The sequence below is a fragment of the Brachybacterium kimchii genome (genome assembly GCF_023373525.1).
GTDB lineage: Bacteria > Actinomycetota > Actinomycetes > Actinomycetales > Dermabacteraceae > Brachybacterium > Brachybacterium kimchii.
On sequence record NZ_CP097219.1, the window covers coordinates 36,847 to 63,686 of the forward strand.

Consider the following 26,840-nt stretch of genomic DNA (forward strand, 5'->3'; position numbering starts at 1 on the left):
CGGCGCTCATGCGGGCAGCATCTGCCCAGCACGGCCGCGCGCCGGCTGCGCCGGCGGCGCCTCTCGCTGGATCGTGACGACCACATCGACTTCCTCGACAGATGCCCCGGCGGACACCTCCAGGCCTGCCAGCGACTTCTTGAGCCGGCTGTTGATCTCGTAGGCGAGGTTCTGGGCGACAGCCTTCCTATCGGCGTCATAGCGGGCGATCATCCGCCGCTCCCCGATGGGAAGGTCCTCGAGTAGCGCGCGCAGCCCGCCGCCGGCGACCGGCCGATCACCTGGCTGAGTACGCAGCCCGAGCTCGGCACCGGTGCGTTTCTCCCCCGGCGGCTGCGCCTTGAGGGCACGCAGGCAGCGCCCACTGAGGCCGCGACCATCCACCTTCCCCACCTCTGCTAGCCGACCCGGGACCTCGAGTGCGGGAATCTCGGGCACTCCTCCGTCGACGAGGTGGAGCTCGAGGCCATCGCTCTGATGCCACAGCTTCGTGTTGGCGAGATAGAAGTAGACGCGACCGCCGAGCTCGGCGCCGATCGTCGCCCGGCCGCCCGGGACCTCGCTGCTGGTTAACGCGTAGAACCTGGTCATCATGCCCCTCCCAACGCACCTCCAGGATATTCCGGCCCCCGATGGCCCCGGCTGCCGGACCAGGCCCTCGCGCAGTGCTCAGCTCTGACGACAGACCCCGAGACCGAAAAAGTTGACAACCTTCACCGGAGCGGCCTAGTCTGTCATACGTCAACCGAAACCGACAGGAAGGAGCCCCGACAGGCGCACCAGATCCAGATCCAGGCGAACTCGCACCCTGCGTGGCGTCACACCAGTGCCGCCCAGGACCGGTATAGAGGTGACCCATCCACTGCACGAAGAGGCACCTGCCATGGACCCGATCCTGACCATCTACGGGCAGCCCGACTGCCGCCGCTGCAAGATGCTCATGCAGCACGCTCTCCGCAAGGGCGTGCCCTTCCGGTACATCGATGTCGCCGAGGACCCCAAGGCCAAGGCCCACATCAAAGCCCTGGGCTACCTCTCCGTCCCCGTCGCCGAGGTCGGAGACGAGCACTGGGGCGGCCTGAAGTTCACCAAGATCGACGAACTGGTCCCGCGCCTGTCGAAGGCTTCGTGACCTGTACCCTTGAGAGGCCCACTCTCCCTCGGTTTCGTTCTGACAGATGGAATCCTCCGGGAGAGTGGGCTTTCTCGTGCCATCGAGGAGATGACCATGAATGAGCTGCCGCTGAGCGAGATCGCCGTGAAGCTAGGCACCCCTGCCCGCACGATCCGCAAGCACACCCTGATGGATGGGTTCCCTGATCCCGTCGGCAAGAGGGGCGGCACCCGCCTGTACGACCTCGAGGCCGTACAGGCCTGGGAAGAACAGCGGGAGAATCCCTCCCTGCCCACCTCGGAGGATGACTCGGTGCGCCTGGTGTCGCTCCAGGAGGCTGCCGAGGACCTAGGTCTGAGCTACGGGTCGATGCGCAACTACGTGGGCTGGCACGAGTCCTTCCCCAAGCCCGTCAAGCGCATCTCCAACCGGCCCTACTTCAACCTCGAGGAGATCCGTACCTGGAACGCCCGGCGCCAGCGCGTTCTCCAGATCGACGCCGACACCGAGACCACGGAAGTGGACGGTCTCCTCACCCGCACCGGCGTCGCCCTCGAGCTCGGCGTGAAGCCGAACAGCGTCACGAAGTACGCGCTGCGGGACACCGAGTTCTCCAAGGACTTCCCCGAGCCGGCACGGAAGATCGGACGCACGCGTCTGTGGGACCGCGACGAGATCCGAGCCTGGCGCAGCACCCGGCCACGTCCCGCTCAGCGAGCCTGACTGCCCCGCTGCGCGCGCAGCGCCCTGATCCCCAGGGTTCCTGCCACCAAGATGACGCCGCATCCCACGAGGATCCTCGCCAGATCCAGGCCCACGGCTGTCCCGGGGATCTCGAACAGAGCCGCGCCGGCGGGCACGACGATGTGCCAGCTGAGCAGCTGAGCAGCAGCCTGGTCCACTGCGTAGGGCAGGAACTTCGACACCAACTTCGGCAGGAAGTACATCCCAGCGACGAGGCCGACCATGCCCAGGATGATCTTCTCCCACTCCTTGTCCATGACTCCTCAGCCCTCTCCGCCGCAGTCGTCCAGCGCCTTCTCGAGCGCTCTCTTCTCAGCCGCCGTGACGCTGAGGTCGAAGTCCTCCTTCACCTCGACCCAGCGCACGGAGTAGGTGCACTGGCCCGCATCGGGCATCCACTCCTCGGGACCGCGATCGCCCTTGGACCGGTTCGCAGATGCGTCGACGGCCACCAGGTTCTCCTGGGTGTTGGCGAACTCCTCGCGACGGTCCTCATCCCAGTCCGCAGCTCCCTGCTGCCAGCTTCGGGACAGGGGAACGATGTGGTCGATGTCCACGGTGTTCTCCCCCTTGACGAAGGAGATCGTCTCGCCCGTGTACAGGTCCTTGATCTGCGCGCTGACGACGACGCAGTCGTGCGTGCCCGGCTTCGCCTTGACCTCGGTACCCGCCGCGCGGAGGGCATCGTTGCGCTGATCGCAGCCGTTGTGGTCCAGATCGGCCCAACGCTGCCCGAAGGCATCACGCTCATACCCGTCCCCCGAACCGAGATCGGCCACAGGCAGCTTCTCCAGGGAGCCCTCGGCCCCCTTGATCGCCTTCGCATCGATCTTCTCCGTCGACGGCTCCGCCGGACGGTCGATACCCAGCGAGGACGCGGCGTCGTCGGCGTAGTCCTTCACGGGGCTGCCCGGCATGACGTACGCGCCGCAGACAAGCAGCAGTGCGCCCGCTGCCAGGCCAAGCACCGGCCTACTCCTCTTGCTCATCGATCCTCCTCGACCAGGGCGTCCCACCAGCGCTGCGCCCAGAGGGCATCGCCGAGCGCCGTGTGAGCCTCGGCGTTTGAAGGCGGCTCGGCGCCAGCCTGAGCCGCGAGCTCGTAGGAGGACGTCGGCACGTTCACGGCCTGTCCGCGCTGGGCGAGCACCGGATACGTCCAGGTGACGAGGTTGATGCTCTGGTGGCGCCAGCGCGGCCGGAGACCGTGCTGGCGCAGCAGCCATTCCAGGGCACGGGCGTCGAAGTCGGGGTTGACGCCGACAAGCTGGGTGCCGGCCGTGAACTCCTCGACGATGCGTGAGGTCTCCGCTGAGGTCAGCACCGAGGCCCCCTCGGGCTGCTGCGTGTTGCTCCAGTTCGCATGTCGGCGGTAGAAGCCGTTGAGCTCGAGCGAGTCGGGGCTGGCGTCGGAGATGTCGACGTCGCGGATCATGATGTGCACCCTTTGGTCGAGCTCCCCGGGCTCCTGCTTGATCAGCGCGATCTCCCAGGGCTTCGGTGTCGGCTCGAGCATCGTGGTCTCGGTGTCGACGAAGACCAGTGGCAGCGACGTCGTCACTGGGGTGCGGATGATGCGCTCGTCATGGCCTGGGTGGGTGCTCACGATGTCCTCCTGTGGTGTGCCGGCGCCGGTGCGCCTTCGCGAAGCGCGTGCTGGGTCAGTTCTGTTCATCGTCCTTGTCCTCGGTGATTCGCCGGATATCCATGACCTCATCGGCGTCCAAGGCGACCTCGCCGGCCTCGTCTTCGTCCGAGCGCCACGAGAGCGAGATCATGCCGTCGTCCTCGAGATCGGCCTCCGCGCATTCGACGACGACCCACTGGTCATCCAGATAGACGAGATCTCCGTCCTTGATCCTGTCGGCCGGGACGTTCTGGGAGGGCCCGTAGTCGTCGTCCTCGGTCTCGAGGTCGTCGGTCACGAGGTGCAGGTGGCGGTCGAGCCGGCTGAACTCGACACCCATCTCCTCGGGCGGGTCGTCGGCGACGTCCTGCTCCTCCGGTTCGGCATCGAGGTCGATGATCTCGTCGGCGTCGCCGGCCGTGCGGAAGGTGGCCTCGATGATCGCTCCCCACGGCGTGTAGGTGCTCTTCCCACCCTCATCGAGCCATGTGGCGGCGTCCTCGTCGTCGAACTCGATGTCCAGGCGCTTGTGTGTGATCTCCTCCGGGAGCAGGTTCCGCAGGATCTCGAGGTCGGACTCCTTGCGGTCGCGCAGTGCTCGCCGCGGGTCGGGAGTCCAGTAGGACTGCGACTCGACGGGCTCGCCCTCGTCATCCATGGCGATGCCTCGGCCGGGGATCTTCGAGGGAACGCTGGTGCCGATGTACGGCGCGCCCCACATCATGCGAGCGCCGTCCACGGAGAGGCGCCCGAGGCTGTGCCGGAAGCCGAGGTTGTCGCGGACCTCGCCGGAGAGGATCTCCGCATCAGGGCGCTGGGTGCCGAAGTAGAGGTGGATCTTCGCGCTGCGGGCCTTGCGGGCGAGGGACCCGATCATGCCGAAGATCGGGCACTTGGCGGGCGCACCCTTGTGCTTGTTCTCGGCCCACCAGTGGGTGATGGCGCTGCGGAGGTCGGCGAACTCGTCGAGAACGACGAGCAGCGGCTCGAAGTCGCGCTCGTCCGCGCCGGTGGCGATCTGCGTGTACCGCTTCTCCATCAGCTCCCACGCACGGACGATCATCGCCATCTGCTGCTCGATGGTGATCGCAACGATCTGGACGTTGGGCCACTTTTTCACACCGAGGAACTCGATCTGCTTGGGATCGGAGATCCAGCACGGCCACTTCCGGAATGCGAACTCCATGACGATACCCATGATGTCCACGGTCTTACCGGTTCCGGTTTTACCGTTCGTCAGCCCGTGGGGCAACGTGGATTTAAGATCCCAGAACGTGGTGTCACCGTCTTCGGTGACACCCGTAGGAATCCGATACCGGTTCGCATCGGTGATGACGGGTTTCGGGTGCGACACACCTTCAGGCAGAGCAGGACGCAGCTCAAAGTGAGCGCGCGAAGCTTCGAGATCCCATTGCGCTCTCCACCGTCCGGGGAGCATCGCGGTGACAACTCGCTCGATCTGCTGCCGTTTCATGCGGGAGGTGAGCTTCACGGCCACCGTATCCGGGTACCGCACCTCGATCCCCTCGAGGTTCTCGTCCTTACCCCACTGGTACTTCGCTCGAGATTCCTTGCCGAGCATCTCGAGCATCGTGACCTCAGCCCGCTCCTGGAGGCGACCGCGGGGAGTGTCGTCCTCGGCGGCCTTCTCGCTGGGGCCGGCCTGGGTGAGCAGGATGCGCTTGCGGTGGCTGGGGTGGGCATCGACCTCGTAGTCGTGGCCCACACGCGCCCCCACGACAGACAGAACCTGCTCGACCCACTTGGGGTCACCGTCCCGAGCCTCGGGCTGGTACCGGATCTCGATCCGTTGCGGCTTCGGGTCGACGTACTCGCGCCGGGCCCACTTCGAGCACTTCACGACAGCCGCCGCGCCGGCGAGCGGCGCCAGCGCCTGGGTCAGATCGTTGGTGACCCGGCTCCGTCGGGAGGCTCGCCATCGGGCGAAGCCGACGACCGCGAGAGGTGGGGCGGCGCAGACGGCGACCGTCTGCGCCGGAACATCACCCACCATCATCAGAGCGCCTCCACCGGCGAGCACCGCGCCGGCCCCGATGACAGCGGTGCCGGCTCTGCCGCCGGTGTGGGATGTCGAGGTGCTCGGCTTGCGGGGAGGGGCCGCGGTTGCCTGTGCCATCGAAGGTCTCCGTTCGCGATGCTGGGTCACTCCTATACCGCTCCCCCGCGGTCGCGTTGTGACCGATCGAGGCCATCTGGTCTGGATCCGCGCGCACCCGCGTCCCGTGTTCTCGCTCCCTCGCATCTTCGGGATGCCGGGGTCTCGTGGTCTCGCGTATCCGCACTGTCGCGCTGCCGCAGTTTCGTGGATTCGTACTTCCGTTTGGTCGCGCATGCTAGGATCAGCGACGACGGGTTCTCGAAGAGGTTCCGGAGTCGCTGTCCTACAGCGCTCCCGCACTCCAGAACATCCCGCCTCCCCCACTCAGCAGACTCAGAGCAGCGCCTAGACCACTCCGTCCTGAGTCATGAAGTCCTGGTCTCGGCCACCTGCTCGAGGGGATCCGTGCAGGTCACATGGGAGTCGCGAAGATCTCGGGCACCCGTTCCGGGTGCCTCTGATGCGGTAGAGCCGGCCTCGGCGTACTACTCCTGCCTCACCTCAGCCACGTTCTACAGCGGCTGTCGGCGGCCTTGCCCTCGCTGCTGACCAGCGTAAATGCTCGACCTTGCCACCGCGTGACATCTCAGTCGATGCCCCACTCGGAGCGTCAGACCGTGGCGTCCTTTAGCTGCCACTGGCCCGACGAGTCTCGCTCGAGGGAGACGGTCACGGTCACCCACTTCGCTGCGGTCTGACCATCGGGGGCATAGGGGGCGGTGGCGTGGACGACGAGCTGTCCGCGCTCCTCGGCGGCCACGAGCTCATGGGCGTTCCCGACCCGGATCGAGGTCTTCGAGCTCGCGACTCGCTTGATGTGAAGAGCATCGTGCGGGTCGCTGAAGACATCCCGGATCGCGCCCTCTCGGTCTTCGTCGCTCATGCCGCCGGGCTGGGCGATGGTGGCCGTCAGTGCGTCCTGGACGATCGGCCGCAGCTGCTCTGTGGCATTGGACCCCAGGGGTAGAGCAGCACGCTCCGGAGGATCGACGTAGTCGATGGCGGTCACCACGTAGTGGGTCGAGTCGCCCTCGTCCTCCCCCTCGATTTCTTGATAGGTGAGGGTGTAGCTCGCGGTGCCTCCAGAGCCCACGGAGACGCGCTGATCTTCGGCCTCGAGGATCTGGTCCCCGGCTGTTCGAGCGAGGTCGCGATCACTGGAGAGCAGCGACGCGTAGAGGCCCGGCGTGGTGTACGGGCTCAGCTGATCTCCCCATGCATCTTGATCAGTCGAACGCTCCGCGTAGCTCTTGACGAACTTGCGGATGACCCCCGGGACCTCCACCTCACTGGGCTCCGAAGCCGCCGTGGATGCTGCCGGCGCAGTCTCCTCCTGCGCCGTCGGTGCGCCGGATGTGGGAGCTGTCGCGGGCGCCGGTTCATCGTGCGTCGGCCGCAGGAGTAGGTAGGCGATCACAACGATCACGGCAACGAGAGCCAGAACCGCTTTAATCGGGATACGCATGATAGGGCCTCTTTCCGGGGGTCGCTTCACGCGGCCTTGATGAAGGGGACGTCGCGCTCCGAGGCGCGGGTGATCACCCATTCAAGATGCCAAAATTCTTCGTCGTGGAACAACCCGCCGTTTTCTAGACCGCGTTTGTGATACGACTTCCAAGCATCATTATCTGCCTGGCAGGATCCATCCTTGGCTGCGCCCGAGCAGTTTCCGCGGGTATATGTACCCGGCAGCCCGGCGATGTCCACGGCGGCGCCCATCTGGTGATTTGAGTGTCCGGGCGAAGCAGCATTGCTGCTGCCGGAGAGGGAGACCTGTGTTTCCCAGCTGCGGAAGCTCGAGGAGAACTGCGGGTTGAATCCGTCGGCTCGGACCGCCTTGAGCCACTTCATGAAGTGAGGTGCCACGAGCGAGTTCAAGATGACCTCGCCGCGGGCCTTGCCGTTGAGTTCACCGCTGCGGCAGTCGCTGCCTGTGCACACCGTGCCGTTGATCGAGCACAGCCTGATCGGCACGCGCTTGCCCTGGAAGCCGCCCGTGGCCACTCCGAGATCCGTGGTGCCCTCAGGGCACTTGACGCTCGAGGAGTCCTTCGTCAGCTGCGCCTGCGTGGGCAGTCCCTTCGGTGCCGACGTGAGCGCATCGGAGTCACAGCCGAGATCCCCCTGGGTGAGACTGGCTGCTGCCTCGCTGAGGGACACCCCCGCGAGCTTCCCCATCGCACCGCGGATGAGCACCTCATGCTGCGCGTACGCGTCGGGGTATCCGGACTTCTGCACGGCCTGGGCCGCTTCAGTCAGGCTCATCGACTCCCAGCCCTTGATGTCGGCGAGACCGGGGATGTGGCCGTTCGCGGTGTCGACGCCCTTGTAGAACGCCCGGGCGGCGTAGCTCGGATCAGTCAGCTGCTCGGCCGTTCCCCATCCCTGGGACGGCCGCTGCTGAAACTCGCCGACGGAGTCGCGATCGCCGCCCGTGATGTTCTTGAGCTTGGACTCCTGGTACGCGGTCATCCCGGCGACGAGCTGAGCTCGCTCCGACATGCCCTCGTCCTCCCCCACTTTCATAATCAGGGCGAGGCTCGCGGTCTGCTCCTTGTCGAGTCCGGCCACCGCGGAAGGGGCGCCGGCGCCGACGCTCAGGGCGGTGTCGGTGCCGCCTTCTTGCGTGCACGTAGCGGAACCTGCCGAAGAGGCACCCATCCCCCCGGTGACCGACACGGTCTGAAACATGATGAGGATGAGGCCGCCGAAGGTCGCGACGCCGAGCACGAGCACCCCGACCAGCCCGAAGACGAGCCACTTCCTCATCTCACGCCGCCTTGCCTGCGTGCTTGCCCGGCGCCGCCTTCACAGTGCGCTTGGGCGAGGAAGAGCCACTGGCCTTCTTCTCCTTGAGCTTGGCGTGCAGCGACTCCTTGGCGGAGGGACGCTGGCCACCCGAGCTCTTCGCGGGCACAGGCTTGCTCCCCTGCTTCTTGCCGGAACCACTGGCCTTCGTCGATGGCTTTCCTGCGCCGGCCTGACGCTCTGTGGACTTCCCGGTCTCCGACGACGCTCGACGCTGCGGCTTCTTCCCTCGCTGCGCCTCCGGCGCCTCCTGCCACTGCGCCTCACTCTGCTTGGCCGGCGTCTGCTTGGCCGGCGTCTGCTTGATCGGCTTCTGTGCGGCATCCCGGCTCTTGCGCGCGCGATCCTGCTGTGCGGGCTTGGGCCTGTTCTGGGAGGTTTTCGAGTCAGCGTTCTCCTGCTGGGGAAGGGTCGTCTTGGATTTGTCTCGCTCCATGGCCTCGCGCTTCGCGCCACCCCACGTCCAGTGCTTCGAGGCCAACCGTCGGGCATCTCGGCGTTCACGCTTCTGTGTGCGCGCGGCCTGCTTCTTCGCTTCCTTCTTCTCCCACTTCTTCTCGCCCAGGGCGTAGGACATCCCGCGCAAACGCTTGTTCGAGACCTTGCTGAGGGCACCAGCACGACGAGCCGTCCCCGTCGCGAGGCGACCCGACATGAAGCCGGGGCGGGTGACGTGTCGAGAGGCTGCCCGAGCAGGAGCAGTTGCCAGGCTCCCCGCCTTCTTCCCCGCGCCTCCGATGCGGCTGCGCATGGTCGGCTTCTCGGTGCCGTCTGCCCGCGTGCGGCGGCTGCCCATGCGGCTTCCCACCGCGGAAGCCCCCGCCATGGCCAAGTGCCCCGGGTTCAGACGGCGGGGCACCGCGAGGTTGTTCGCTCCCTTGGCCTTGGTGCGCTCACGCATCCTCTGGAAGGCCTTGCGGATCTTCCCGCGCTGGACGATGAGCATGGCGATCACCACGAGCAGGAGGAGATCGACGACGAGGAAGAGGACGATCATCTGCTCGTCCCACTCGGTGAAGATGTACATGATCGTCGCCAAGTACGCGGCATTGACCAGGACCACGAAGAACAGGGCTGCGACGGACTCGAGCCCGTTCTGGAAGAGTCCGACCAGACCGCGGAAGGACTCGCCCGGGCCGACCGAGCGGAAGAGCTCCCACACGCCATGCACGGCGACGAGCAGGAAGTTCGCCGACTCGTAGAGCATCATCACGGCGCACAGGACGACGACCGCCATCACCACGACGGCGCCGAAGAGAAGGATGAACGCGGTGACCAGGAGCACCACGCTGGGGTGCTTGATGTTCTCCCCGAAGTCGGGGCTGCACTTGAGCATCGCGTTGGCGAGGTCCTCGCCGGACTTCTTGAGGTTGTCGTCGTAGGTCTTCTCGCAGCCTCCACCGTCAGCCAGGCCCCCGTATGCCAGGAACTGGTGTGGCTTGCGCACGAAGATGGTGACCAGCTGCTGGGCCATGGATCCGGCGGCGTCCGCGGGGTCCGCTTGTCCTGCCTCTATGTCCGGGGAGACCAGTTGTGCGCTGAGCTGCTGGACGGCCTCCTTCGTCCGGGTGAGGATCCCGTCCGGGCCAGTCACCCAGCTCACGGGGTTCACCACGATGGCCGCACTGATGCCCCACGCCGCCATGCTGCCGAGCATCTCGGTCACTCCCTTGACGGGGTTCCCGTGTAGGAGCTTGAGGAGTCCGATCCCGACGGCCAGGAGGAACAGGAGCTCACGGAGCATGGGCACCTGGTCCAGGACGTTGTCGAGGACCTTCGCGCACTGCTCAACGGGGTACGTGAGATAGTCCAGCCACTTGAAGGTCAGCGTGTAGTCCAACAGCAGCGCCACAACACCGATTCCGCGTCGGTAGACCTCCCACAGCAGCTGAATCAGCCACGCATTCAGACTCTCGAACGGAAGCTTGATGTTCACCCAGTCCAGCAGGTATTCGATGTTGTAGTTGCTGACCATGTAGCCCGAGGAGTCCTTGCGATCCAGGGCTTTCAAGGGGTCAGGGACGCCAGCGAAGGCCGGCGGGGCCGCGACCACCATGACGATGTAGGCCAGCAGGGTCACCTGGATCCACATCGCGAGGCGGGGGCGAGCCAGGATCGCCCGCACCAGGTTCGGGATGTAGGGCGGGAAGAACACTCGCACGAGTGCGTCAGTCATGTGCGCTCACCTCCGGGTGCTGTCCCGGGGTGGTGGTGATGGCCTCGCGGGAGGCGGTGCTGGCGGGCGTGAGGAATCGGACCCGCCCGATCGTGCCGCTGGCATCGCGCATGAAGGCCTCACCGCGACGCTCGGGGGGCACTTCGTCGCCGACCTGTGGCGAGATGTCCGTGCGCAGCTCGTCGACGAGATCCTCATCTTCTGCGTCCAAGCCGATCCACCGTAGGGAACGCTTGGCGAGCTCCTTGTCGGTCTGCTTGTGCACGATCCTGATCGGGATCAGGGAGCGCATGGTCTCGTCCCCGAAGTCGTGCTCGGGGTCATGACTGCCGAGGATCAGTGCGGCGCCGTGCTTGCGACCGTCGCGGATGAAGGTCTTGAGGTCGACGATCTGGAGTTCGTTGCTCGTCGCCATGTGCGACTCGTCCTCGAAGTACGCTGCGAACTCGTCGGGATTGTCGAAGCACATCACGCGCGCGAGCGTCGTGATCAGTGTGTATGCGGCACGACCGAACCGCTTTTGGATCCGCATGATCTTGTAGAGGTGGTTGTGCTCGAGCTCGGTGTTCTCGGGCATCTCGAGACGGTTCGTGCGGATCACGATGGACTGGGACTCGCGCCACGGCAGCGGCGGCAGCGAATCATCAAATAGCACCCGCCCCAGGTCCTTGGTGGCGTAGACCCGCATCTTCCCCGCCAGCGTCTTCGCCTCTGCGTTGCCCTCCTTCGCGAGCGCGGTGAGGTGTTCCAGCAAGGCGCCAAGGCCGGTGATGTGGTGCTCGGTGACGTACTCGTGGGCGATCACCTCGCCGAGCAGCACGCCTTCCTCGGACGTGGGGTCCAGGTCGAGCAGGAGGACCAGGAAGTTCGACAGCAGCTCGCTGCCCTTGCCGGCGTCGAGAATCCGCAGTGGGTCGAGGGAATACGCCGGTTCGGTCATGTCCACGATCGTCGGGCGCGTCAGTGTCGAGATGAACTTGACCCATTCGCTCGTCTCGGAGCGGTCCGTGGCGATGATCTTGCAGCCGTCGCGATCCACCAGGGCCTTCATGAGGATCTTCATCGTGGTGGACTTCCCGGACCCCAGCTCCCCGGTGACGCCGATGCAGCCGCTCATGTCGCGCTTGCCTGACGTGTTCGGCAGGTCCAGAAGAACGTGGGAGAGCAGTGCCGAAGTCTGGTTCTCGGCGATCAGCGCCCCGGTCGTATCGCCCAGCTTGGCGACCGTGATGGGAACGAGCCCGGAGAGGTCGCGGCTGGTGGTGATCTGGGCGAATTCGTTGACCTTCGCAGTCAGCGGAGCTCCCGGGGTGAAGGCCCACCACAGGTCCTCCTGGTATCCCGCGGGATGGACCACGGTCATGTCCTCGTCGCGGAGCGTCTTGACGGCGAGGGTGGCACGCTCGACAACGTCTTCGGCCGAATCCGAGCAGACCGCGAAGAGGATGACGGGCTGCTCCTCGACCTCGTTTCTGTCGTTGGAGAGGACCTGGTCATATTCGGTCAACGCGTCCAGGGACGCGTCGAGATCGTGATGACCGGTGCCTACCTCGGTTGCTCGCTGGTCGAGCTGCTCATTGATGCGGTGCATGCCCAGCTTGTTGGCTCTCTTGGCAGCATCCGAGGACCGCCCGCGAAGGCGCAGGACGAAGTCGGCTCCGGGGATGTAGGAGTCGATGTTCCCGAGGATCTCGGATCCCGGGAACTGGAGGCCGCCCTGAGGCAGGCCCGTGAGAGCGAACATCGACTGGTAGGAGGCGAGTCCTTCGGCGAAGGAGTCCTCATCACCGACCTTCGCATAGCGGTGGGCGAACGGGTTGAGCTTGCTCAGGCGCGGCCCTTCGTCGCTCTTGCCTCCCTCGTCGATCACGGGGTCGCCGATATGGCGCACGGGCGCGACGCTTTCGAGGTCCTCGCGGGAGAAGCCCGTGGAGTCCAGACCACGGAACTGGAGGTGATACTCCAGCCATACCTGCTGAGCCACGGTCACCCGGCGCGGGGAGAACGTGCGCGGGATCAGGGACTCGATCCGGGCGGCCTGAGCCATCCGATAGTCGACCTCTCCCTGAGAGACACCGTGGTGCGGGAGGGCGAGGGAGGCCTTCACGTTCCCGGCAGCGACCGTCAGAGGCGCGGTCAAGGCGTGGATTCCCGAGTTCCGCAGGGGGACGCACAGGAAGTAGAGACGGTCGCCAGCCTGGGTCCCCTCCAGGGAGTCGAGACGGGCTTCTGCCTCTTCGGCCCAGGCTTCGTGCTCATCCAGATCGACGCCCTCGATCATCTGCTGCACGACGGTGACCGGGTCCTGGCCGACCACGGGGCTCACGATCATCGACTCACCGATCAGCGCCCGGAACATCGCCTGGTGGACCCCTCGAGCGGCTTCCTTCTCCTTGTCGGGACGTCGGCCGTAGCTCATGCCTGAGAGCTCCCACAGAGCCCAGCAGACACCAGTCCTTGTCCACATCAGGTGCCCGAAGCGAATAGCGGCAGGGTGACGCATGGGGATTACCTCCGTTGTGCAGATGCAGCGAGGAGCTGCTGCACCTCGTTGAGCTGGTGAGGGGATGGGCCGTCCGCGACCGCCTCCCGTTCCAGGGACTCGACGGGCACACGTTCTGCCTCTTCGGAATCCGTGGAATCTGCCAGCGGGACCTCGAGCTGCGCTTCCTCCTGCTCGAGGTCCTCCGCCTCACGCACTGGAGTGGGCTCGGCAGCGCTCCCAGTAGTGGTGGGCAACGACGTCCGTCGTCGCACCGTGTGCGTGCGCCCGAGGCGGACCGGCCTGCCTCGTTGGCTTCCCATCGGAGGGGCGTCGGCATAGCCGAGCACGCCCAGCAGGAGCATGAACGGATTGCGGCCGTTCATCGGGATGAGGCCCGCGAGGTAGCCAATACCCCCCGCGACGACGAGAAGGAGGGCCCAGGCGATCAGCGGAAGCATTCCTCCGGCCCAGATGGGCATCGTGAACTTGCCGACCGCACTGACCAGGAGGAAGACCACGCCCTGGGTGGCGGTGTACGGGCCGCCTGGGATGTTCCAGTTGCCGATCTTCCCCAGCAGTGCGGGGATCTTCCGCGCCTGGGTGTAGAAGCGGACAACGAGACCCTCGTTCATGCGATCACGCCGCCTGCACGAACTCCTGGCCAGTGGCCAGGGGCTGGGCGACCGTGATCACCATCGGCTGGTCGAGGCCCTCTGCGACGACCGTGCTCGGCTGCTCCGTTGTCATCGCAGAGTCCTTGAACGTGTCGCTCCAGACCCCCTTGACCACGTTGAGCTGCGACAGGAAGCCGAGCCCGGCGCACACCATGAGGATGCCCACGAGAATGCTCGTGAACGAGAACTTCGCCTTGAAGGCCTGCACGACCGCGCCGACCCAGAGGGCCGCCGTGAGCAGTACCTTTCCGGTCTCAGCCGCAAGGCCGGCCGTGTTGTTGACGACGTCGAAGATGCCGTCTGCCTGAAGCATCGGCCCGGCCTGGATGAGGATGTCGTTCATGACTGCGCTCCTTCGTGATCAGCAGATGCTGCGGGGGTTGTGGGGTTGACCGCGGAGACTTCCCAGCGGTCGCGGTAGCGCAGATCGAGGCTGTACTCGAGCTGCGTCTTCGTTCCGTCGGCCGCGATGGCGGTGACGGTGATCTGTGTGCGGATCTGGTCCCCTTCGACGGGGGCCTCGGGGGCCTCCTGTGCGGACTCCACCGATGGCACGGTGACCTCGGTGTACGGAGCCGGGGAGACGGCGCTCAGCTGCGATCCGGGGGAGGTCAGCGGAGAGACCTCGCCCTGTCCCGCGAGGTATGCCTGCATGAAGGCCGTGACGGTGTCGGAGACGTCCGTGTCGCTCACGCTGCTGCCCCTGTCCACGCTGAGATCTCCACCTGTCGGTGCGGCCACCATCGAGGGGAGGGCACCGGCTGCCATCGACCCGGCATCGTTCGTGATCACGGGGACCTGCCAGTAGTGCAGGGTCGACGGCTCGTCCTTCTTCCCGGGCTGCTCGGAGGACACCGTGACCATCCAGTGCCCGTCCGAGATCTCAACGGCCTGTCCCGGCGTGACGGCCGTCGGGGCGGCGGGGTCTGATGCCAGGCTCAGGCTGTTATCGGTGCCCTTGGCCAGCATCGAGGTCACCTGATCCTCGTTCCCGCGCTGGGTGCTCAGATAACGCGTCACGAACGTCGAAGCGAATTCCGACACCCGCTGAGAATCTCCTGCGTCCTGGACCTGGACGGTGGAGGTCTGCCCGGAGGAATCCCCGCTCAAGGCTTGCCCGAAGAGGGCAACTGGACCGCATCCGATGAAAACCCAGGCGAGCCCGGTCGACGCTATCGACTTCAGTCGCTCGCCATTCGTCCACGAGTTCGTGACATCGGTATTGCGCGGGCGCAGCGAGAACTTCTTACGCTTCTCGTTCTTGTCGGCCGCGGTCTCCAGCTCCTCATCGTCCTCGAGATCAGGCGCCGTGTCTTCCTTCTTCTTCCGGGTCAGCGTCAGCACGGGTCCTCCTCGGTGAAGGGGATGCGGGGGGAGCCACCCATGCCCTTCCCCGCATCCCCGCTCTGGGCCACCGACTCGAGCAGTTCGAGATCCGTGCGGAGCGCGAGCTCTTCGGAGGGCCGGACACTGGCCCGCGCGGCCGCCCACGCATCCGCGTCCCGCGGGTGCGCAATCAAGGCGGCCAGGGCCAGACGAAGCTGGCGCTCGCGCCGGCATACCGCGCCGGCAGCGCTCACAGTCGCCCTGGAGGCATCGAGGTCGAGCGTGACGGTCATCGGGATCTCCTCTGCATCGGTGGGTCACCCCTAATACCGCTGCACAGGCACACCGTTGTGACCGACCCCGGCCAAGAACTTTCTGCAACCCCTCAACGTCACCCTTAGTCGACGCCCTGACCTGCTCTTTTCTCCGGGGCAAGAAACCCGATCCGCTCCTTGTCCCCGTGGGCAAGGTTCAGGGCAAGAGGCCCTCGCCAGCGTGGAAGCACATCACCCGATCCCACGCCGAGGAGCCACCATGGAAGACCTCAACACCGCGCTCGCCACCACGTTCAAGGCGATGCTCGATGACGAGCTCACCGCCCCCGTCGGATCCGCCCGCACTGTCCGCGAGTTCTTCGACCTGCTCGCCCAGCGGGACTACGCCACGACCGACCACGCCCTGCACACCCTGTTGGCTCGACTCGGGACGGATCGCCAGGCTCGGGATCTGCTGCTGCACGCAATGCGGCCCACCATCGCCAAGTTCGCGCTGGAGTTGTTCCACAAGAACCGGCAGAAGATCCAGCGGGCGGATGATGCGTTCGTCATCGTCATCGAGGCGTTCTACGACGTCATCGAGAAGACGACCATCCGCTCCAAGACAACCCGCGTGGCCGCCCGCATCAAGTGGGAGCTGCGGGACGAGATCAACTCCCGCATGGCATTCGAATGCTCACGCGACATCAACATCTGGAACAGCGAGTTCGCGCTGACCGAGGCTGCGCGATTCAACCCCGAGGGGAAGAGCGAGCACGAGAGCCAGATCGATCTTCTCGAAGGCCTCGCTTGGGCACGCGACAAGAACGTGATCTCTCTCGACGAGGCTCGCTTTCTGATCGCCATCTACTCGCCGGACTCCGGCATCTCCCTCGATCGGGATTTCGATCTGGGAGATCTCTCGGACGCTGCTGTTCGGAAGCGCGCGAGTCGCCTCGCGCAGCGCATCGCTCAGGCAATCACGAACGACCACGACCTGCTGGCAGACATGGCTCGAGAAGCCCTCTGACCGCACCCCTCCCGCCAGGCGCATCAAGGAGGCACTACCAATGGCACTCACCCTGACCGATCTGTTCTGCGGAGCAGGAGGATCCTCCACCGGAGCCGTCGACGTCCCCGGCGTCACCGTCCGCGTCGCCTCCAACCACTGGCAGCTCGCGGTCGACACCCACGCCGAGAACCACGGCGACACCGGCCACATCTGCGCCGACCTCTCCCAGATCGACCCCCGCTACTACCCGAAGACGGACATCCTCTGGGCCTCGCCCGAGTGCACCAACCACTCCATCGCGAAGGGCGCGCGCCACGCCCCACAGCCGGACCTGTTCAACCCCGTCCCCGACGAGGCAGCCGAGCGAAGCCGGGCGACCATGTGGGACGTCCCCCGCTTCACCGAGGTCCACCGCTACCAGGCGGTCATCGTGGAGAACGTCGTCGACGTCGCCCGCTGGCACCCCTACCGGGCCTGGCTCATGGCCATGGACTCCCTCGGGTACGACCACGAGGTCGTCTACATGAACTCCATGCACGCCTGGGCGCACGGGGCCGCGGCACCACAGTCCCGCGATCGCTTCTACGCGATCTTCTGGCGAAAGGGGAACCGCCGCCCCGACCTCGGAGCAGTCCAGCGTCCGCCGGCCTGGTGCCCCGAGCACGGCGACGTGCGCGCGATGAAGGTGTGGAAGAACGCCGCCCGCGCCGGACGGTTCAAGTCGCAGTACCGGTTCGCGTGCCCGCACACCGAGTGCCGGGGCCGGGAGGTCACCCCGGAGTGGCTGCCCGCCTCGAGCATCATCGACTGGACGGACCTCGGCCAGCGCATCGGCGACCGGGCCCGACCGCTCGCGGAGAAGACGATGCGCCGGATCCAGGCCGGGATCGACCGGTACTGGTCCGGGGCCGACCGGGACCCGCTCGTCGTGAACCACGTGTCCGGCGCGGACGGCACCCGCTCGTCGTCGGTTCGCGAGGTCGCGCCGACGATGGTCGCCGGCGGGCTCCACGCGTCCCTACTAGTGCCCGTCGAGGGCCGAGAGGGGAAGGTCGCCCGCCCGGTCGCGGAGCCGTACCGGACGCAGACCGCACGCAACGAGACGGGGTTGCTGACCCCGTTCATCGCCGAGCTCCGCGGCGGCGGCTCCGACGCCCGCTCCATCACGCAGCCGCTCGCGACGGTGACGGCGTCCGGGAACCACCACGCGCTGATCATGCGCAACTACGGGCAACCGATCGGCGGGGAAGCACACCTGACCACTCCTGCAACAGAGCCCGTCCGCACCATCACTACAGCGGGGCACCAATCGCTCCTCACGGGCGGCAGCCCGGCGATCGAGGACTGCACCTTCCGGATGCTCACCCCGTCCGAGATCAAGCAGGCAATGGCCTTCCCCGACAACTACCGGATCCTCGGCACGAAGCGCGACCAGGTCCGCATGGCCGGGAACGCCGTCACACCCCCGGCCGCGCGCGACCTCGTCGCCGCCGCCGCCGAATCACTCGAGGGGGCCCCATGATCCACACCTCGCACCTCGAGGAGGACGTTCCCAAGAACCAACTCACGATCTACGACGCTCTCGACGACCTCACAGAACAGGAAGACAAGCGATGAGCACCACGACCAACTACCACCACCTGACCGTCACGATCAGCCCGCTGGGTGACGTGCACTGGTCGATCGACTGCAACGCCCCACAGGGCACGGCGTGCCGCGTCTGGTGCGACGAGGGATGCGAGCACCCCTTCGACCGGGGGCACCAGAGCCACACCATGAAAGACCAGGGCGGATGCCTCATCACCCCGTTCTTCGAGGACGGCTCCATGATCCCCGCGACGTTCACCGGCCCCGAAGAGCAACCCCTCCGATCAGGGCCCGTAAACCTCTTCATCTCGGATGGCGAGGAGTCATGGGAGTACGCGGAGGAGGAGGAGAACGACCGATGACAACCCGCCTGATCACCACCATCACCTACGCCACCGGGCGCACCGAAGCCGACGTCCATGACTGGCCTGATTGGGACCCTGACACCGCCGCCTCCTGCATGCGCGCCCGGCGCCACGTTCTCCCCGACAAGACCACACGACGAGCGGCCTACGACGTGCCGTTGCGCGACATCGACCACGCCGCCGGCATCGCCCGCATCCACCACGAGTGGGTTTGACCCACTCAGCTCACTGCGGCCTGTTCGGAAGGGGAACCCATGAACGCCAACGCACGCCCCGCAGCCGTCGTCGCACACACGTCACCGAGCGCTCCCGAGACAGATGATTCACCGCCTCCTCTCGAGCAGCTCGATCTCCTGACCTACCTCTCTGACCTCGAAACTGAAGGAGTGAACCCGTCATGAGTCATCGCAACACACGATCAACTGGTCCCGCCTACGAGTTCCGGGTCCGCCTCGACGAGCTCCAGCACCTCGTGGACGGCGGCGTCTGGCCCACCGAAGCCCTCGCACGCACCGGCTGGGACAGCCTGTACGACGCAGCTCGGGCCGCCCGACGCCGCGGACGCATTCGCCTGGCACAGCGCCTGGAACGCGAGGAGCGCATCCAGAAACGATTCCAGGACGTGGCCTGATGGTTACCGCACTCCGGCCGGCCCGGCTCTGCGACATGAGCAGCAATCATCTGCTGCGAATTCTGAGCGAGGAGCTACACCGCGGCACCCACTCCCCGATCGCAGTCCAGGCGCGCGGAGAGCTCGAGGGTCGCCGCGATACGCACCGTGCGGCCGAGGCGGAGCCACCCGACCCGTCATCGACCAATCCCACGTTTTCCTGAGATTCGTATTTTCGTTGTCTCGGTTATCCGGTACGGTATGGACTGTCATCTCCGACAACGAAGGAGCCACCCATGACTACTCGCATCATCACCGTCTGCAACCAGAAGGGCGGTGTCGGCAAGACCCAGAGCGTGGGCGAGCTCGCCACCGTCTGCGCCGCCACCGGCAAGCGCGTCCTGGCCATCGATGCCGACAGCACGCAGGGCTCTCTTGGAGCCTGGGTCGGCCAGGTCGGGAAGGACGCCACCGACTTCGACATCGCCCTGCTCACGGACCCCAGCGATCTCGACGGCATCCGCGAGATCGCCGAGGGCTACGACCTCGTCTTCATCGACACCCCCGGCAGCCGGGCCCAGAACGATCTGGTCGACGCCTTCCTGCGCGTCTCCGACTTCGTCCTCGTGACCACGGAGACCGACGGGATGTCCCTGGAGCCGGCGGATCGCTACATCGACGAGCTCGTCGCCCCCGCAGGCAAGCCCTACGCCGTGCTCCTCACGAAGTGGGACGCGCGCAGGCCGCGGAAGGAGGCACGCGCACGAGCGTTCTTCGAGGAAGTCGACAAGCCCGTGTTCAAGTCGGTCATCCGCAGCTACTCAGCCTTCGCCGACGCCTACGAGGACGGCGTGTTCGTCACCTCGTCGCCCCGAAGGACCGTGACGGCGCACAACGCGGCCAGCGACTACAGCAAGGCCGCCGTGGAGCTGCTGTCCGCGATCGCCACCCTCTGAGAGAACGACCCCAGGAGCCACCCATGTCCAAGGAAGTCTCGCTGCGAAACAAGATCCGGAAGAACGACGTGCCGCAGAGGACGGCAGCAGAAAGCACGAAGTCCGCGCCGACCACACCGGCCCCCGCGAGCGTGTCCATCCCCGAGGAGGACCTCGTCCGCAAGGAGTTCCGGGTGCGCCCGGACCAGATTTTGCGCCTTGCTCGACTGCGGCGTCGCATCAACACCGCTCGCAGGACCGCACAGAAAGACCTTCCCGCCAAGGAGGCGGTCCCCTCGATGACGGACCGGATCCTCGCGCGTGTGGCCATCGACTACCTCCTCGAGCACGAGGACTCCCTGACCGGATGGACCGAGCAGGATCTGCTGGAGAGCCTCCGGCACGCCCAGGACTGAAGACGAAAGGACCTCCCCCATGGCACTTCTGCCCAAGAGGAAGCCGAAGAACGCCGAAGAGACCGCGGAGAAGGACGAGCAGCCGGCCGTCCCGAAGGGCGCCGCTACGAGCGGCACGCCCCTACGCCAGCGGCGCCGGCCGACCCTGATCGCGGCGGGAGTCGCACTGATCATCGTGGGCGCGCTCGGCGCCTACTGGACGGTGGACCGCCTGTCCACGACCACACAGGTCGTGGTCGCTGCCGATAGCGTTCCGGAGGGGCAGGTCCTGGAGGCGGATGACCTCCTGACGAGCGACGTGAACGTCCCCTCGGGTACAGCAGTGGTCGCGGGTGGGGACCTGGATTCACTTGTCGGGAAGCGGACGACGAGCGCTCTGGAAAAGGGCGAGATCGTCGCACCCGGGAGCACAAGTGCGGCGGCCTTCCCCGCTACAGATACAGCTGTTGTCGGCATCAAGGTGGCCGCCGGCCAGTACCCCTCGAACGATCTGAACCCGGGGTCAGCAGTTCAGGTGATCGGCACTCCCCGGGAGGGAGACGATCCTCCTAGCGGTGATGCGCCCGTGATCGCTGGCACTGTGCATGCGATCGGCTCTCCCACTCAAGACGGAGGGCTCACGGTCGACATTCTGGTTTCCAATGACCAGGCGGCAACCCTGGCGTCTCTGTCAGCCACCGGGCGCATCAGCCTCGTCCTTGTCCCCAAGGCGGAGTGAGCCATGCTGATCTCCCTGACAACCGCCTCGGGCTCCCCCGGTGCCTCCACAACGGCCTTGGGCCTGGCACTGACGTGGCCGCGAGACGTGATCCTGCTCGAGGCTGACACGGTCGGCGCCTCTTCGACTCTCGCCGGCTTCTTCGCCGGCAGCATCCCCCCTCGTTCGACCATCCTCGATGTGTCACCCGGCCCGGACTTCGAAGAGCAGCTCATGCAGCGATCCATTGCCCTGACCGACGAGCGGGAGCCAATCCGGCGGCTTGTCCCCGGCATCAGCAACCCACTGCACGGACGGTCTTTGTCCACACGATGGGAGGCGCTGGCGCTGGCGCTGTATGACCTCGAGCGCGCGGGGACGGACGTGATCGTTGACATCGGGCGCGTCCACTCGCGCTATCTCGCAGCACCGATCCTCCAAGCCTCGGACATCACCGCACTCGTGCTGCGCCCGACGATCACCTCGACACTGACCGCCCGTCAGACGATCAAACACCACCGTCTAGCCGAAGAAGACGGGCTCTCATCTCCTGCCCTTCATGTGGTCACCATCGGAGCCCCCGACACCTACTCGAGTTCTGAGACCGCTCGAGCACTGCACATCCCTTCCCTGGGATCTCTCCCTTGGGCTCCCAAACACGCAGCTGTCTTCGCCCACGGCAAGCCCCGGCCCCGTGGCTTCGATACAGGTTCGTACGCGCGAAGCCTGCGCGGCCTGGCACAAGCGACAAGGACCGCCGGCCAGAAACGCCGCGAAGCCATCCAGACCCTCCGAGGCGGTACCCGATGACCCCCCAGAACCCCCAGCCCCAGGATCTTCCTGACTTCGACTCCCTGGCCCTTGCTGACTTCGATGACTCCGCCGCGATGGCGGCGACCCCCAACCCTCTGACCCGTCACAAGGCAGACGCCGCAGCGGTGCCATCCCCGACTTCTCTGGACCACCCAGCACCCCCTCCATCCCGCTTCACTGACTGGAAGGTCGTCCAGAGGATCCGCAACGAAGTCGCCAATGCCATCGCCGCAGAGAACCAGCCCGGCACTGACGAACAGGACCGGCGCGCACAGGCAATGTCGCTGATCGGTAACTACATCAGCGATGAGGAGAACCATCGCCTCGACCGTGGCGAGGTGCAGTGGACCAACGCAGAGCGCCGGGCCATCACCCAGGCAGTCATGGAGTCGCTCTTCGGTTTCGGACGGCTCCAGCCACTGCTGGACGATCCCACCATTGAGAACATCGAGATCTACGGGTACGACGATGTCCTCATCCAGCGCACAGGCAACGCGTTCGAACAGGCAGAGCCCGTCGCCGAGTCGGACGAGGATCTCCTGTCCACACTCGCCTTCTACGCCCGTGAGAACGGCCAGTCATTCGACCCCAATCACCCTCGTCTGCACATGAGCTTGGGTCCCACCGCTCGCCTCTACGCCACGGGCTGGGTTGTGGACCAGCCGATCGCGACCATCCGTGTGCACAGACTCGTCGACATCGACCTCGCCGGTCTCGTGGACTTGGGCCTGATGCCCCCAGACCTCGCGTCCTTCCTGCGTGCCGCCGTACGAGCAAAAAAGTCGATCATGGTCGGAGGCGCTCAGGGCGCCGGCAAGACCACCCTCCTTCGAGGGCTGGTCAACGAAATCGACCCCTGGGAGAAGCTCGCCACCCTCGAGTCCACAGCCGAGCTCCACCTCCACCAGCTCGGCAAGGAGCGCCACCGCCGACTCATCGCTCTTGAGGCAGTTCCCGGCAATGACGAGAAGGACGCCAACGGTCGCCCGATCGGCGAGATCACCATGGATGACTGGGCACACGACTCGTTCCGCATGAACCTCGACCGACTCGTCGTGGGCGAGGTCCTCGGATCCGAGATCATCGCGATGTTCGAGGCCATGCAGACCGGCGCCGGCAGCCTCTCCACGATCCACGCCAAGAGCAGCGCCACGATCCCCGAGCGCATCGTGACGCTGGCCCGTAAGGACGGGCGCGTGACCGAAGACTTCGCCCGCCGCCAGGTCGCCGAGAACATCGACCTCGCCGTCTACGTCGACATGGTCAAGACGCGCAATCCCTGGACCGGCGAGTCATCTCTAACGCGACGCATCACCGACGTCACCACCTACCAGCCAGGGGAGGACGGCAGAGTGGCATTCACCCGCCTGTGGGGCCTCGAGGAGGACCAAATCATCCACCAGATGTCCCCCGAATGGATAGATGATCTCCGCCCCTTCCTCGATGAGGACCAGGTGGCTTGACCATGAACCCATCACCCACGCTTCGCGCCTACGGCTGGTACGCCGTCGAGGTCACGGCGCACACCGAGGACTTCACTGACCCCGCACTACCCCTCGAGGAGATCGACCGTCACGAACTCGCCGAACAGCTGCACGAGATGGCCGACATGCTCACCCAGGAGGACTGAACACAATGATGCCTCCAATCGCAGCGGCCCTCGTCCTTACCCTTGGAGCCGGTCTCTGGCTGTTCATCACCGGCCTGCGCCCCACCGGCACCTCGGCCACCCACCGAGCGCAGAGCCGGCGCCTGAGCGGCGCGCGGCGCCAACAGCTGAGGCTGGGCGTCATCGGCCTCGTCATAGGCATCGCCGTCTGGCTGCTCACCGGGTACTTCGTCGCAGTCATCGCCGGGCCAGCGATCGCCCTAATTACACCCAGCCTGATTCCCCGATCCACCGGCAAGAAAACCATCGACCGCCTCAACGGCATGGAGGAGTGGGCACGATCCCTATCCGGCCTGTTGAGCGCCGGTGGAGACATCGAACAGGCCATCATCGCCTCCCGAAACTCGGCGCCCGAGGCACTCAAGGAAGAGATCGGAATGCTCGCCGCCCGGCTCCAAGCTGGGATTCCGATCGAACACGCCCTCGAAGCGCTCGGAGATGACCTCGACGACCCCACCGGGGACATGCTCGTCGGGTCCCTAAGCCTCGGCGCGCGACGCCGCGGCTCAGGACTCGCACGACTCCTCGAGGGCACCGCCAGCACGATCTCCGACGACGTCGCTGCGCGCCGGCAAATCGAAGCCGACAGGGCCAAGCCCCGCGCGAATGCGCGCTTCATCGCTGCCATCGCGGTGCTCGTGATCGCCGGGGAGTTCATCTTCAACCCGTCCTACGTGGAGCCCTACAAGACACCTCTTGGGCAGATCGTGCTCATCGCACTTGTCGCCCTCTTCCTCGTCGGCCTCGTGGGTATGAACCTCGCATCGCGCGAACCCAAGGGGCAGCGTCTCCTTCGTCCTACGGGAGGTACCCGATGACACCACTGATCCTGATCCTGGGCGGCGGTATCGGCGCTGGCCTCTACCTGCTGGTGCGAGCACTTATCGCCCCGCAGCCCGCCCTTCCGGCAGCACTGGAACGCCTCAGCGCTTCCACGCCTGGAGACAACACGCTTGCCGTGAAGCCCCGCGGGCTCGAAGAGCGACTCGGAGCCTGGACAGAGAGGGCCATCGCGCACGTGCCCATGATCATCACCCCCGAGCACGACCTCGCCTTGATCGACTGGTCGGCCCGGAAGTTCTACGGACAGAAAGCCATGGCCGCCCTGGCTGGTCTGCTGTTCCCGGTGATCATGTCGATGCTCGCCTACCTCGGCAACATCGCTCTGCCGATCCCCATCACCGTCGGAACCATGGCCGTGCTCGCCGGCGTGTTCTTCTTCCTGCCCGACATCGAGGTCCGCCAGCGTGCCGCGCGGCGACGCATCCACTACCGGAAGGTCATCGCCGCCTACGTCGACTTCGTCGCGCTGGCACGTATCGGTGGCGCCTCCGCCAGCCAGTCTCTCCGCGACGCCGCAATGGTCGGTGACAACGAGCTCTTCGTGCGGATTCAGCAGCTCATCGAACGCTCCCGCCTACGGGGGACATCCGCCTGGGGAGATCTGCGTGAACTGGGAGACGAGCTTGGGATCTCGGAGCTGCACGAGATCGCTGACATCGTTCGCCTCTCCGGCGAAGAGGGAGCCTCAATCTGGGAGAACCTCCGTTCCCACGCGAGTTCGATGCGGAACGCACAGCTACGAACCGAGCAGGGATCTGCGAACGCGAAGTCGGAGTCGATGTCGATGCCGTTGGCCGTCCTCGCGGGCGCCTTCGTCTCTTTGCTGATCGCTCCGGCCCTGCTCACGCTCGCGAGCTCCTGACCAAGCAGCCGTAGCACACCGCTGCTGTAAGAATGTGAGGCAGATCCGGTCACACCACGCCTTCCCCAACCCGGTATAAGAGTGCGACCCGTACATCCCTACGGAAGGACCCCACCATGGAAGCCATCAAGCTTCTGCTGCACCTGCTCGTGAGCTCGCTGCGAGAGCACTCTCGTCGCGCCCGCGAGTCCGCCGGAGCCGGAGAGGTCGTCGAGTACATCCTGATGGTCCTGCTCGGCATCGCCATCGCCGGTGCCGTCGCAATCGGTATCAAGGCTTGGGTCGACGGCAAGATCGGCGAACTGGGCTGAGCTTTCCGATGACTCTGGGCTGGCGCAAGACGCTGCGATCTTCGATGCCCGCGTCCTCGCAGGACGCAGCCTCGGCGATCCAGCTGAGGAGCTCTGCTCCTTCGTGGCGACGCCGACTTGAGCAGGGGAAGGTCACCGAATCCGCCATCATCTTTCCCCTGACCATCGGCCTGCTCTTCGTGATCATCCAAGCAGGGATATGGGGATACGCCCGCAGCCTGGCCGCCTACTCCGCACGTGAGGGCGCCACAGCGGAGGCCAGCTACCAGTCCACACAGTCTTCCGAGACCGTCACTCGGGCGGCATTAGCGGACAGCGCTCACGGGGTCCTGCGCTCCTACACAGTCACATCCACCCACAGCGCAGACAGCGTCACGGTCACGGTGCGTGGACACGCTCTGTCCCTGATGTCTCCGCTGGAGATGCCCTTCATCGAGCAGACCGTCACGGTTCCCGTTGAGGACTATGTTCCGTAAGGGGTTTACAGTCCAGGCCGGACGGCCTAGACTGTCATCAGTTTCCGATTAGGAGGTGGGGAGCATGACTCGTCGAGATCTCGAGCGCGGAGCAGCCAGCACTGAAGTCGTCATCCTCGCCCCGGTCTTCATGCTCATCCTCGGCCTCCTCGTCGTTGGCGCCGGCATCGCACAGGGCCAGCAGAGCGTCACCACAGCAGCTAACTCCTCAGCGCGCGCCGCCTCCCTGGCCGTCAACCAACAGGACGCGACCGGCCGCGTGCAGGAGGCATTCACCCGTGAGCTCAGCCAGCAGGGGAAGACATGCACGAGCGTCTCAGTGCACGTGGACGCAAGTGCCTTCACCAGCACCCCGGGCGAGGTCAGCACTGTTCACAGCACCATTCAGTGCACCATCACGTATGGCCAGCTGATATCCGTCCCGGGCCTCGCGGGCACCAAGACAATCACCGTGGAGACCGCTAGCCCCCTGGACAGCTACCGGGAGCGGTCATGACTCAGCTCCGATCCCGTCTCGAGCGAGGAGAGGTCGCCGAGCTGTTCGTCGTGGCCGTCCTCTCTCTGATGCTCGTGGTCGGTCTCGTCGTCGACGGAGGGGCCAAGGCGACCGCAATCAGCGAGGCCTCCTCCCTCGCGCAACAGGCTGCTCGCGCCGGTTCTCAGCGCCTTGATTCCCTCCCGGCCGACGGCGCATCGGCTTCTCTTGACGCCAGCACCGCCGCCGCGGACGCGCGCGGCTACCTGAGCCAAGCCGGCGCCAACGGCACTGTGACTGTCATCGACCCCACCACGATCGAAGTCACCGTCACGAGCACCGAAAGCACTATCTTCCTGGGTCTCGTCGGCATCAACACCGTCTCAGGGACTCGCACCGCCCGCGTCGACCTCATCCACGGACAGACCGAGGTGACCACCCC

General features: G+C 65.8%; 32 protein-coding genes. 19 read left to right on the forward strand and 13 right to left on the reverse strand.

Translation table 11 applies throughout. The features are described 5' to 3' along the window. Positions 1-6: 6 nt before the first annotated feature. On the reverse strand, positions 7-594 hold the full coding sequence (locus M4486_RS19610) for a hypothetical protein (protein ID WP_249481223.1): 588 nt from the start codon (positions 592-594) through the stop codon (positions 7-9). 289 nt (positions 595-883) lie between these two features. Here M4486_RS19610 and M4486_RS19615 point away from each other — a divergent pair, with 289 nt between their 5' ends. Continuing rightward, positions 884-1,132, forward strand: coding sequence for a glutaredoxin family protein (locus tag M4486_RS19615; protein WP_249481224.1), 249 nt, complete (start codon positions 884-886; stop codon positions 1,130-1,132). Positions 1,133-1,228: 96 nt separating this feature from the next. Beyond that, positions 1,229-1,837 (forward strand): hypothetical protein, encoded by a 609-nt coding sequence (locus M4486_RS19620; RefSeq protein WP_249481225.1) that lies wholly within the window; start codon positions 1,229-1,231, stop codon positions 1,835-1,837. Here the strand turns inward: M4486_RS19620 and M4486_RS19625 are convergent. The 12 genes from M4486_RS19625 to M4486_RS19680 form a co-directional block, all read right to left on the reverse strand. Then, positions 1,825-2,115, reverse strand: coding sequence for a hypothetical protein (locus M4486_RS19625; RefSeq protein ID WP_249481226.1), 291 nt, complete (start codon positions 2,113-2,115; stop codon positions 1,825-1,827). The genes M4486_RS19620 and M4486_RS19625 overlap by 13 nt on opposite strands. Before the next feature lie 6 nt (positions 2,116-2,121). After that, entirely contained in the window at positions 2,122-2,847 is a 726-nt protein-coding gene (locus M4486_RS19630) for an HNH endonuclease family protein (protein WP_249481227.1), read from the reverse strand. Further along, positions 2,844-3,464 (reverse strand): 3'-5' exonuclease, encoded by a 621-nt coding sequence (locus tag M4486_RS19635; protein ID WP_249481228.1) that lies wholly within the window; start codon positions 3,462-3,464, stop codon positions 2,844-2,846. The genes M4486_RS19630 and M4486_RS19635 overlap by 4 nt, the downstream gene beginning before the upstream one ends. Before the next feature lie 55 nt (positions 3,465-3,519). Then, positions 3,520-5,622 (reverse strand): FtsK/SpoIIIE domain-containing protein, encoded by a 2,103-nt coding sequence (locus M4486_RS19640; protein ID WP_249481229.1) that lies wholly within the window; start codon positions 5,620-5,622, stop codon positions 3,520-3,522. 592 nt (positions 5,623-6,214) lie between these two features. Beyond that, positions 6,215-7,069, reverse strand: a complete 855-nt coding sequence (locus tag M4486_RS19645) for a hypothetical protein (protein WP_249481230.1) — start codon at positions 7,067-7,069, stop codon at positions 6,215-6,217. A gap of 26 nt (positions 7,070-7,095) precedes the next feature. Next, on the reverse strand, positions 7,096-8,373 hold the full coding sequence (locus M4486_RS19650; protein ID WP_249481231.1) for a D-alanyl-D-alanine carboxypeptidase family protein: 1,278 nt from the start codon (positions 8,371-8,373) through the stop codon (positions 7,096-7,098). Position 8,374: 1 nt separating this feature from the next. Next, positions 8,375-10,588 carry a hypothetical protein gene (locus M4486_RS19655; protein ID WP_249481232.1) on the reverse strand — a complete coding sequence of 738 codons (2,214 nt, stop codon included), beginning with the start codon at positions 10,586-10,588 and terminating at the stop codon, positions 8,375-8,377. Continuing rightward, on the reverse strand, positions 10,581-13,007 hold the full coding sequence (locus tag M4486_RS19660; RefSeq protein WP_249481233.1) for an ATP-binding protein: 2,427 nt from the start codon (positions 13,005-13,007) through the stop codon (positions 10,581-10,583). The genes M4486_RS19655 and M4486_RS19660 overlap by 8 nt, the downstream gene beginning before the upstream one ends. Before the next feature lie 89 nt (positions 13,008-13,096). Beyond that, complete coding sequence (locus tag M4486_RS19665; RefSeq protein WP_249481234.1) at positions 13,097-13,705, reverse strand: hypothetical protein; 609 nt, start codon at positions 13,703-13,705, stop codon at positions 13,097-13,099. Between the two features lie 4 nt (positions 13,706-13,709). After that, the gene (locus M4486_RS19670) at positions 13,710-14,090 is read right to left on the reverse strand and encodes a hypothetical protein (protein WP_249481235.1); all 381 of its coding nucleotides are present in this window, start codon (positions 14,088-14,090) and stop codon (positions 13,710-13,712) included. Then, entirely contained in the window at positions 14,087-15,091 is a 1,005-nt protein-coding gene (locus M4486_RS19675; RefSeq protein ID WP_249481236.1) for a conjugal transfer protein, read from the reverse strand. Before M4486_RS19675 ends, M4486_RS19670 begins: the two co-directional genes overlap by 4 nt. Further along, complete coding sequence (locus M4486_RS19680) at positions 15,085-15,366, reverse strand: hypothetical protein (RefSeq protein WP_249481237.1); 282 nt, start codon at positions 15,364-15,366, stop codon at positions 15,085-15,087. Before M4486_RS19680 ends, M4486_RS19675 begins: the two co-directional genes overlap by 7 nt. Before the next feature lie 241 nt (positions 15,367-15,607). Here M4486_RS19680 and M4486_RS19685 point away from each other — a divergent pair, with 241 nt between their 5' ends. The 17 genes from M4486_RS19685 to M4486_RS19765 all read left to right on the forward strand — a co-directional run. Continuing rightward, complete coding sequence (locus M4486_RS19685; protein ID WP_249481238.1) at positions 15,608-16,357, forward strand: hypothetical protein; 750 nt, start codon at positions 15,608-15,610, stop codon at positions 16,355-16,357. A gap of 40 nt (positions 16,358-16,397) precedes the next feature. Further along, a complete protein-coding gene (locus M4486_RS19690; RefSeq protein WP_249481239.1) occupies positions 16,398-17,861 on the forward strand; it encodes a DNA cytosine methyltransferase in 1,464 nt (487 codons plus the stop codon). A gap of 91 nt (positions 17,862-17,952) precedes the next feature. After that, on the forward strand, positions 17,953-18,288 hold the full coding sequence (locus M4486_RS19695) for a hypothetical protein (RefSeq protein ID WP_249481240.1): 336 nt from the start codon (positions 17,953-17,955) through the stop codon (positions 18,286-18,288). Beyond that, the gene (locus M4486_RS19700; RefSeq protein ID WP_249481241.1) at positions 18,285-18,506 is read left to right on the forward strand and encodes a hypothetical protein; all 222 of its coding nucleotides are present in this window, start codon (positions 18,285-18,287) and stop codon (positions 18,504-18,506) included. The genes M4486_RS19695 and M4486_RS19700 overlap by 4 nt, the downstream gene beginning before the upstream one ends. A gap of 182 nt (positions 18,507-18,688) precedes the next feature. Further along, on the forward strand, positions 18,689-18,922 hold the full coding sequence (locus M4486_RS19705; RefSeq protein WP_249481242.1) for a hypothetical protein: 234 nt from the start codon (positions 18,689-18,691) through the stop codon (positions 18,920-18,922). 275 nt (positions 18,923-19,197) lie between these two features. Continuing rightward, positions 19,198-19,857, forward strand: coding sequence for a ParA family protein (locus M4486_RS19710; RefSeq protein ID WP_249481243.1), 660 nt, complete (start codon positions 19,198-19,200; stop codon positions 19,855-19,857). A 23-nt stretch (positions 19,858-19,880) separates the two neighbouring features. Further along, entirely contained in the window at positions 19,881-20,252 is a 372-nt protein-coding gene (locus M4486_RS19715) for a hypothetical protein (RefSeq protein ID WP_249481244.1), read from the forward strand. A gap of 19 nt (positions 20,253-20,271) precedes the next feature. After that, a complete protein-coding gene (locus M4486_RS19720; RefSeq protein WP_249481245.1) occupies positions 20,272-20,970 on the forward strand; it encodes an SAF domain-containing protein in 699 nt (232 codons plus the stop codon). A 3-nt stretch (positions 20,971-20,973) separates the two neighbouring features. Beyond that, the gene (locus tag M4486_RS19725) at positions 20,974-21,759 is read left to right on the forward strand and encodes a P-loop NTPase family protein (RefSeq protein WP_249481246.1); all 786 of its coding nucleotides are present in this window, start codon (positions 20,974-20,976) and stop codon (positions 21,757-21,759) included. Further along, the gene (locus M4486_RS19730) at positions 21,756-23,225 is read left to right on the forward strand and encodes a TadA family conjugal transfer-associated ATPase (RefSeq protein ID WP_249481247.1); all 1,470 of its coding nucleotides are present in this window, start codon (positions 21,756-21,758) and stop codon (positions 23,223-23,225) included. The genes M4486_RS19725 and M4486_RS19730 overlap by 4 nt, the downstream gene beginning before the upstream one ends. 2 nt (positions 23,226-23,227) lie before the next feature. Beyond that, positions 23,228-23,392: a hypothetical protein gene (locus M4486_RS19735; protein WP_249481248.1), complete on the forward strand. Its 165-nt coding sequence runs from the start codon at positions 23,228-23,230 to the stop codon at positions 23,390-23,392. Between the two features lie 5 nt (positions 23,393-23,397). Further along, positions 23,398-24,249, forward strand: a complete 852-nt coding sequence (locus M4486_RS19740) for a type II secretion system F family protein (protein WP_249481249.1) — start codon at positions 23,398-23,400, stop codon at positions 24,247-24,249. After that, positions 24,246-25,136, forward strand: a complete 891-nt coding sequence (locus tag M4486_RS19745) for a hypothetical protein (RefSeq protein WP_249481250.1) — start codon at positions 24,246-24,248, stop codon at positions 25,134-25,136. The genes M4486_RS19740 and M4486_RS19745 overlap by 4 nt, the downstream gene beginning before the upstream one ends. A gap of 116 nt (positions 25,137-25,252) precedes the next feature. Next, a complete protein-coding gene (locus tag M4486_RS19750; protein ID WP_249481251.1) occupies positions 25,253-25,447 on the forward strand; it encodes a hypothetical protein in 195 nt (64 codons plus the stop codon). Positions 25,448-25,455: 8 nt separating this feature from the next. Next, a complete protein-coding gene (locus M4486_RS19755; RefSeq protein ID WP_249481252.1) occupies positions 25,456-25,923 on the forward strand; it encodes a TadE/TadG family type IV pilus assembly protein in 468 nt (155 codons plus the stop codon). Between the two features lie 64 nt (positions 25,924-25,987). Continuing rightward, positions 25,988-26,419 (forward strand): TadE/TadG family type IV pilus assembly protein, encoded by a 432-nt coding sequence (locus M4486_RS19760; RefSeq protein ID WP_249481253.1) that lies wholly within the window; start codon positions 25,988-25,990, stop codon positions 26,417-26,419. Then, on the forward strand, positions 26,416-26,840 hold a 425-nt coding region (locus M4486_RS19765; RefSeq protein ID WP_249481254.1), incomplete at its 3' end, for a hypothetical protein. The genes M4486_RS19760 and M4486_RS19765, both read left to right, overlap by 4 nt.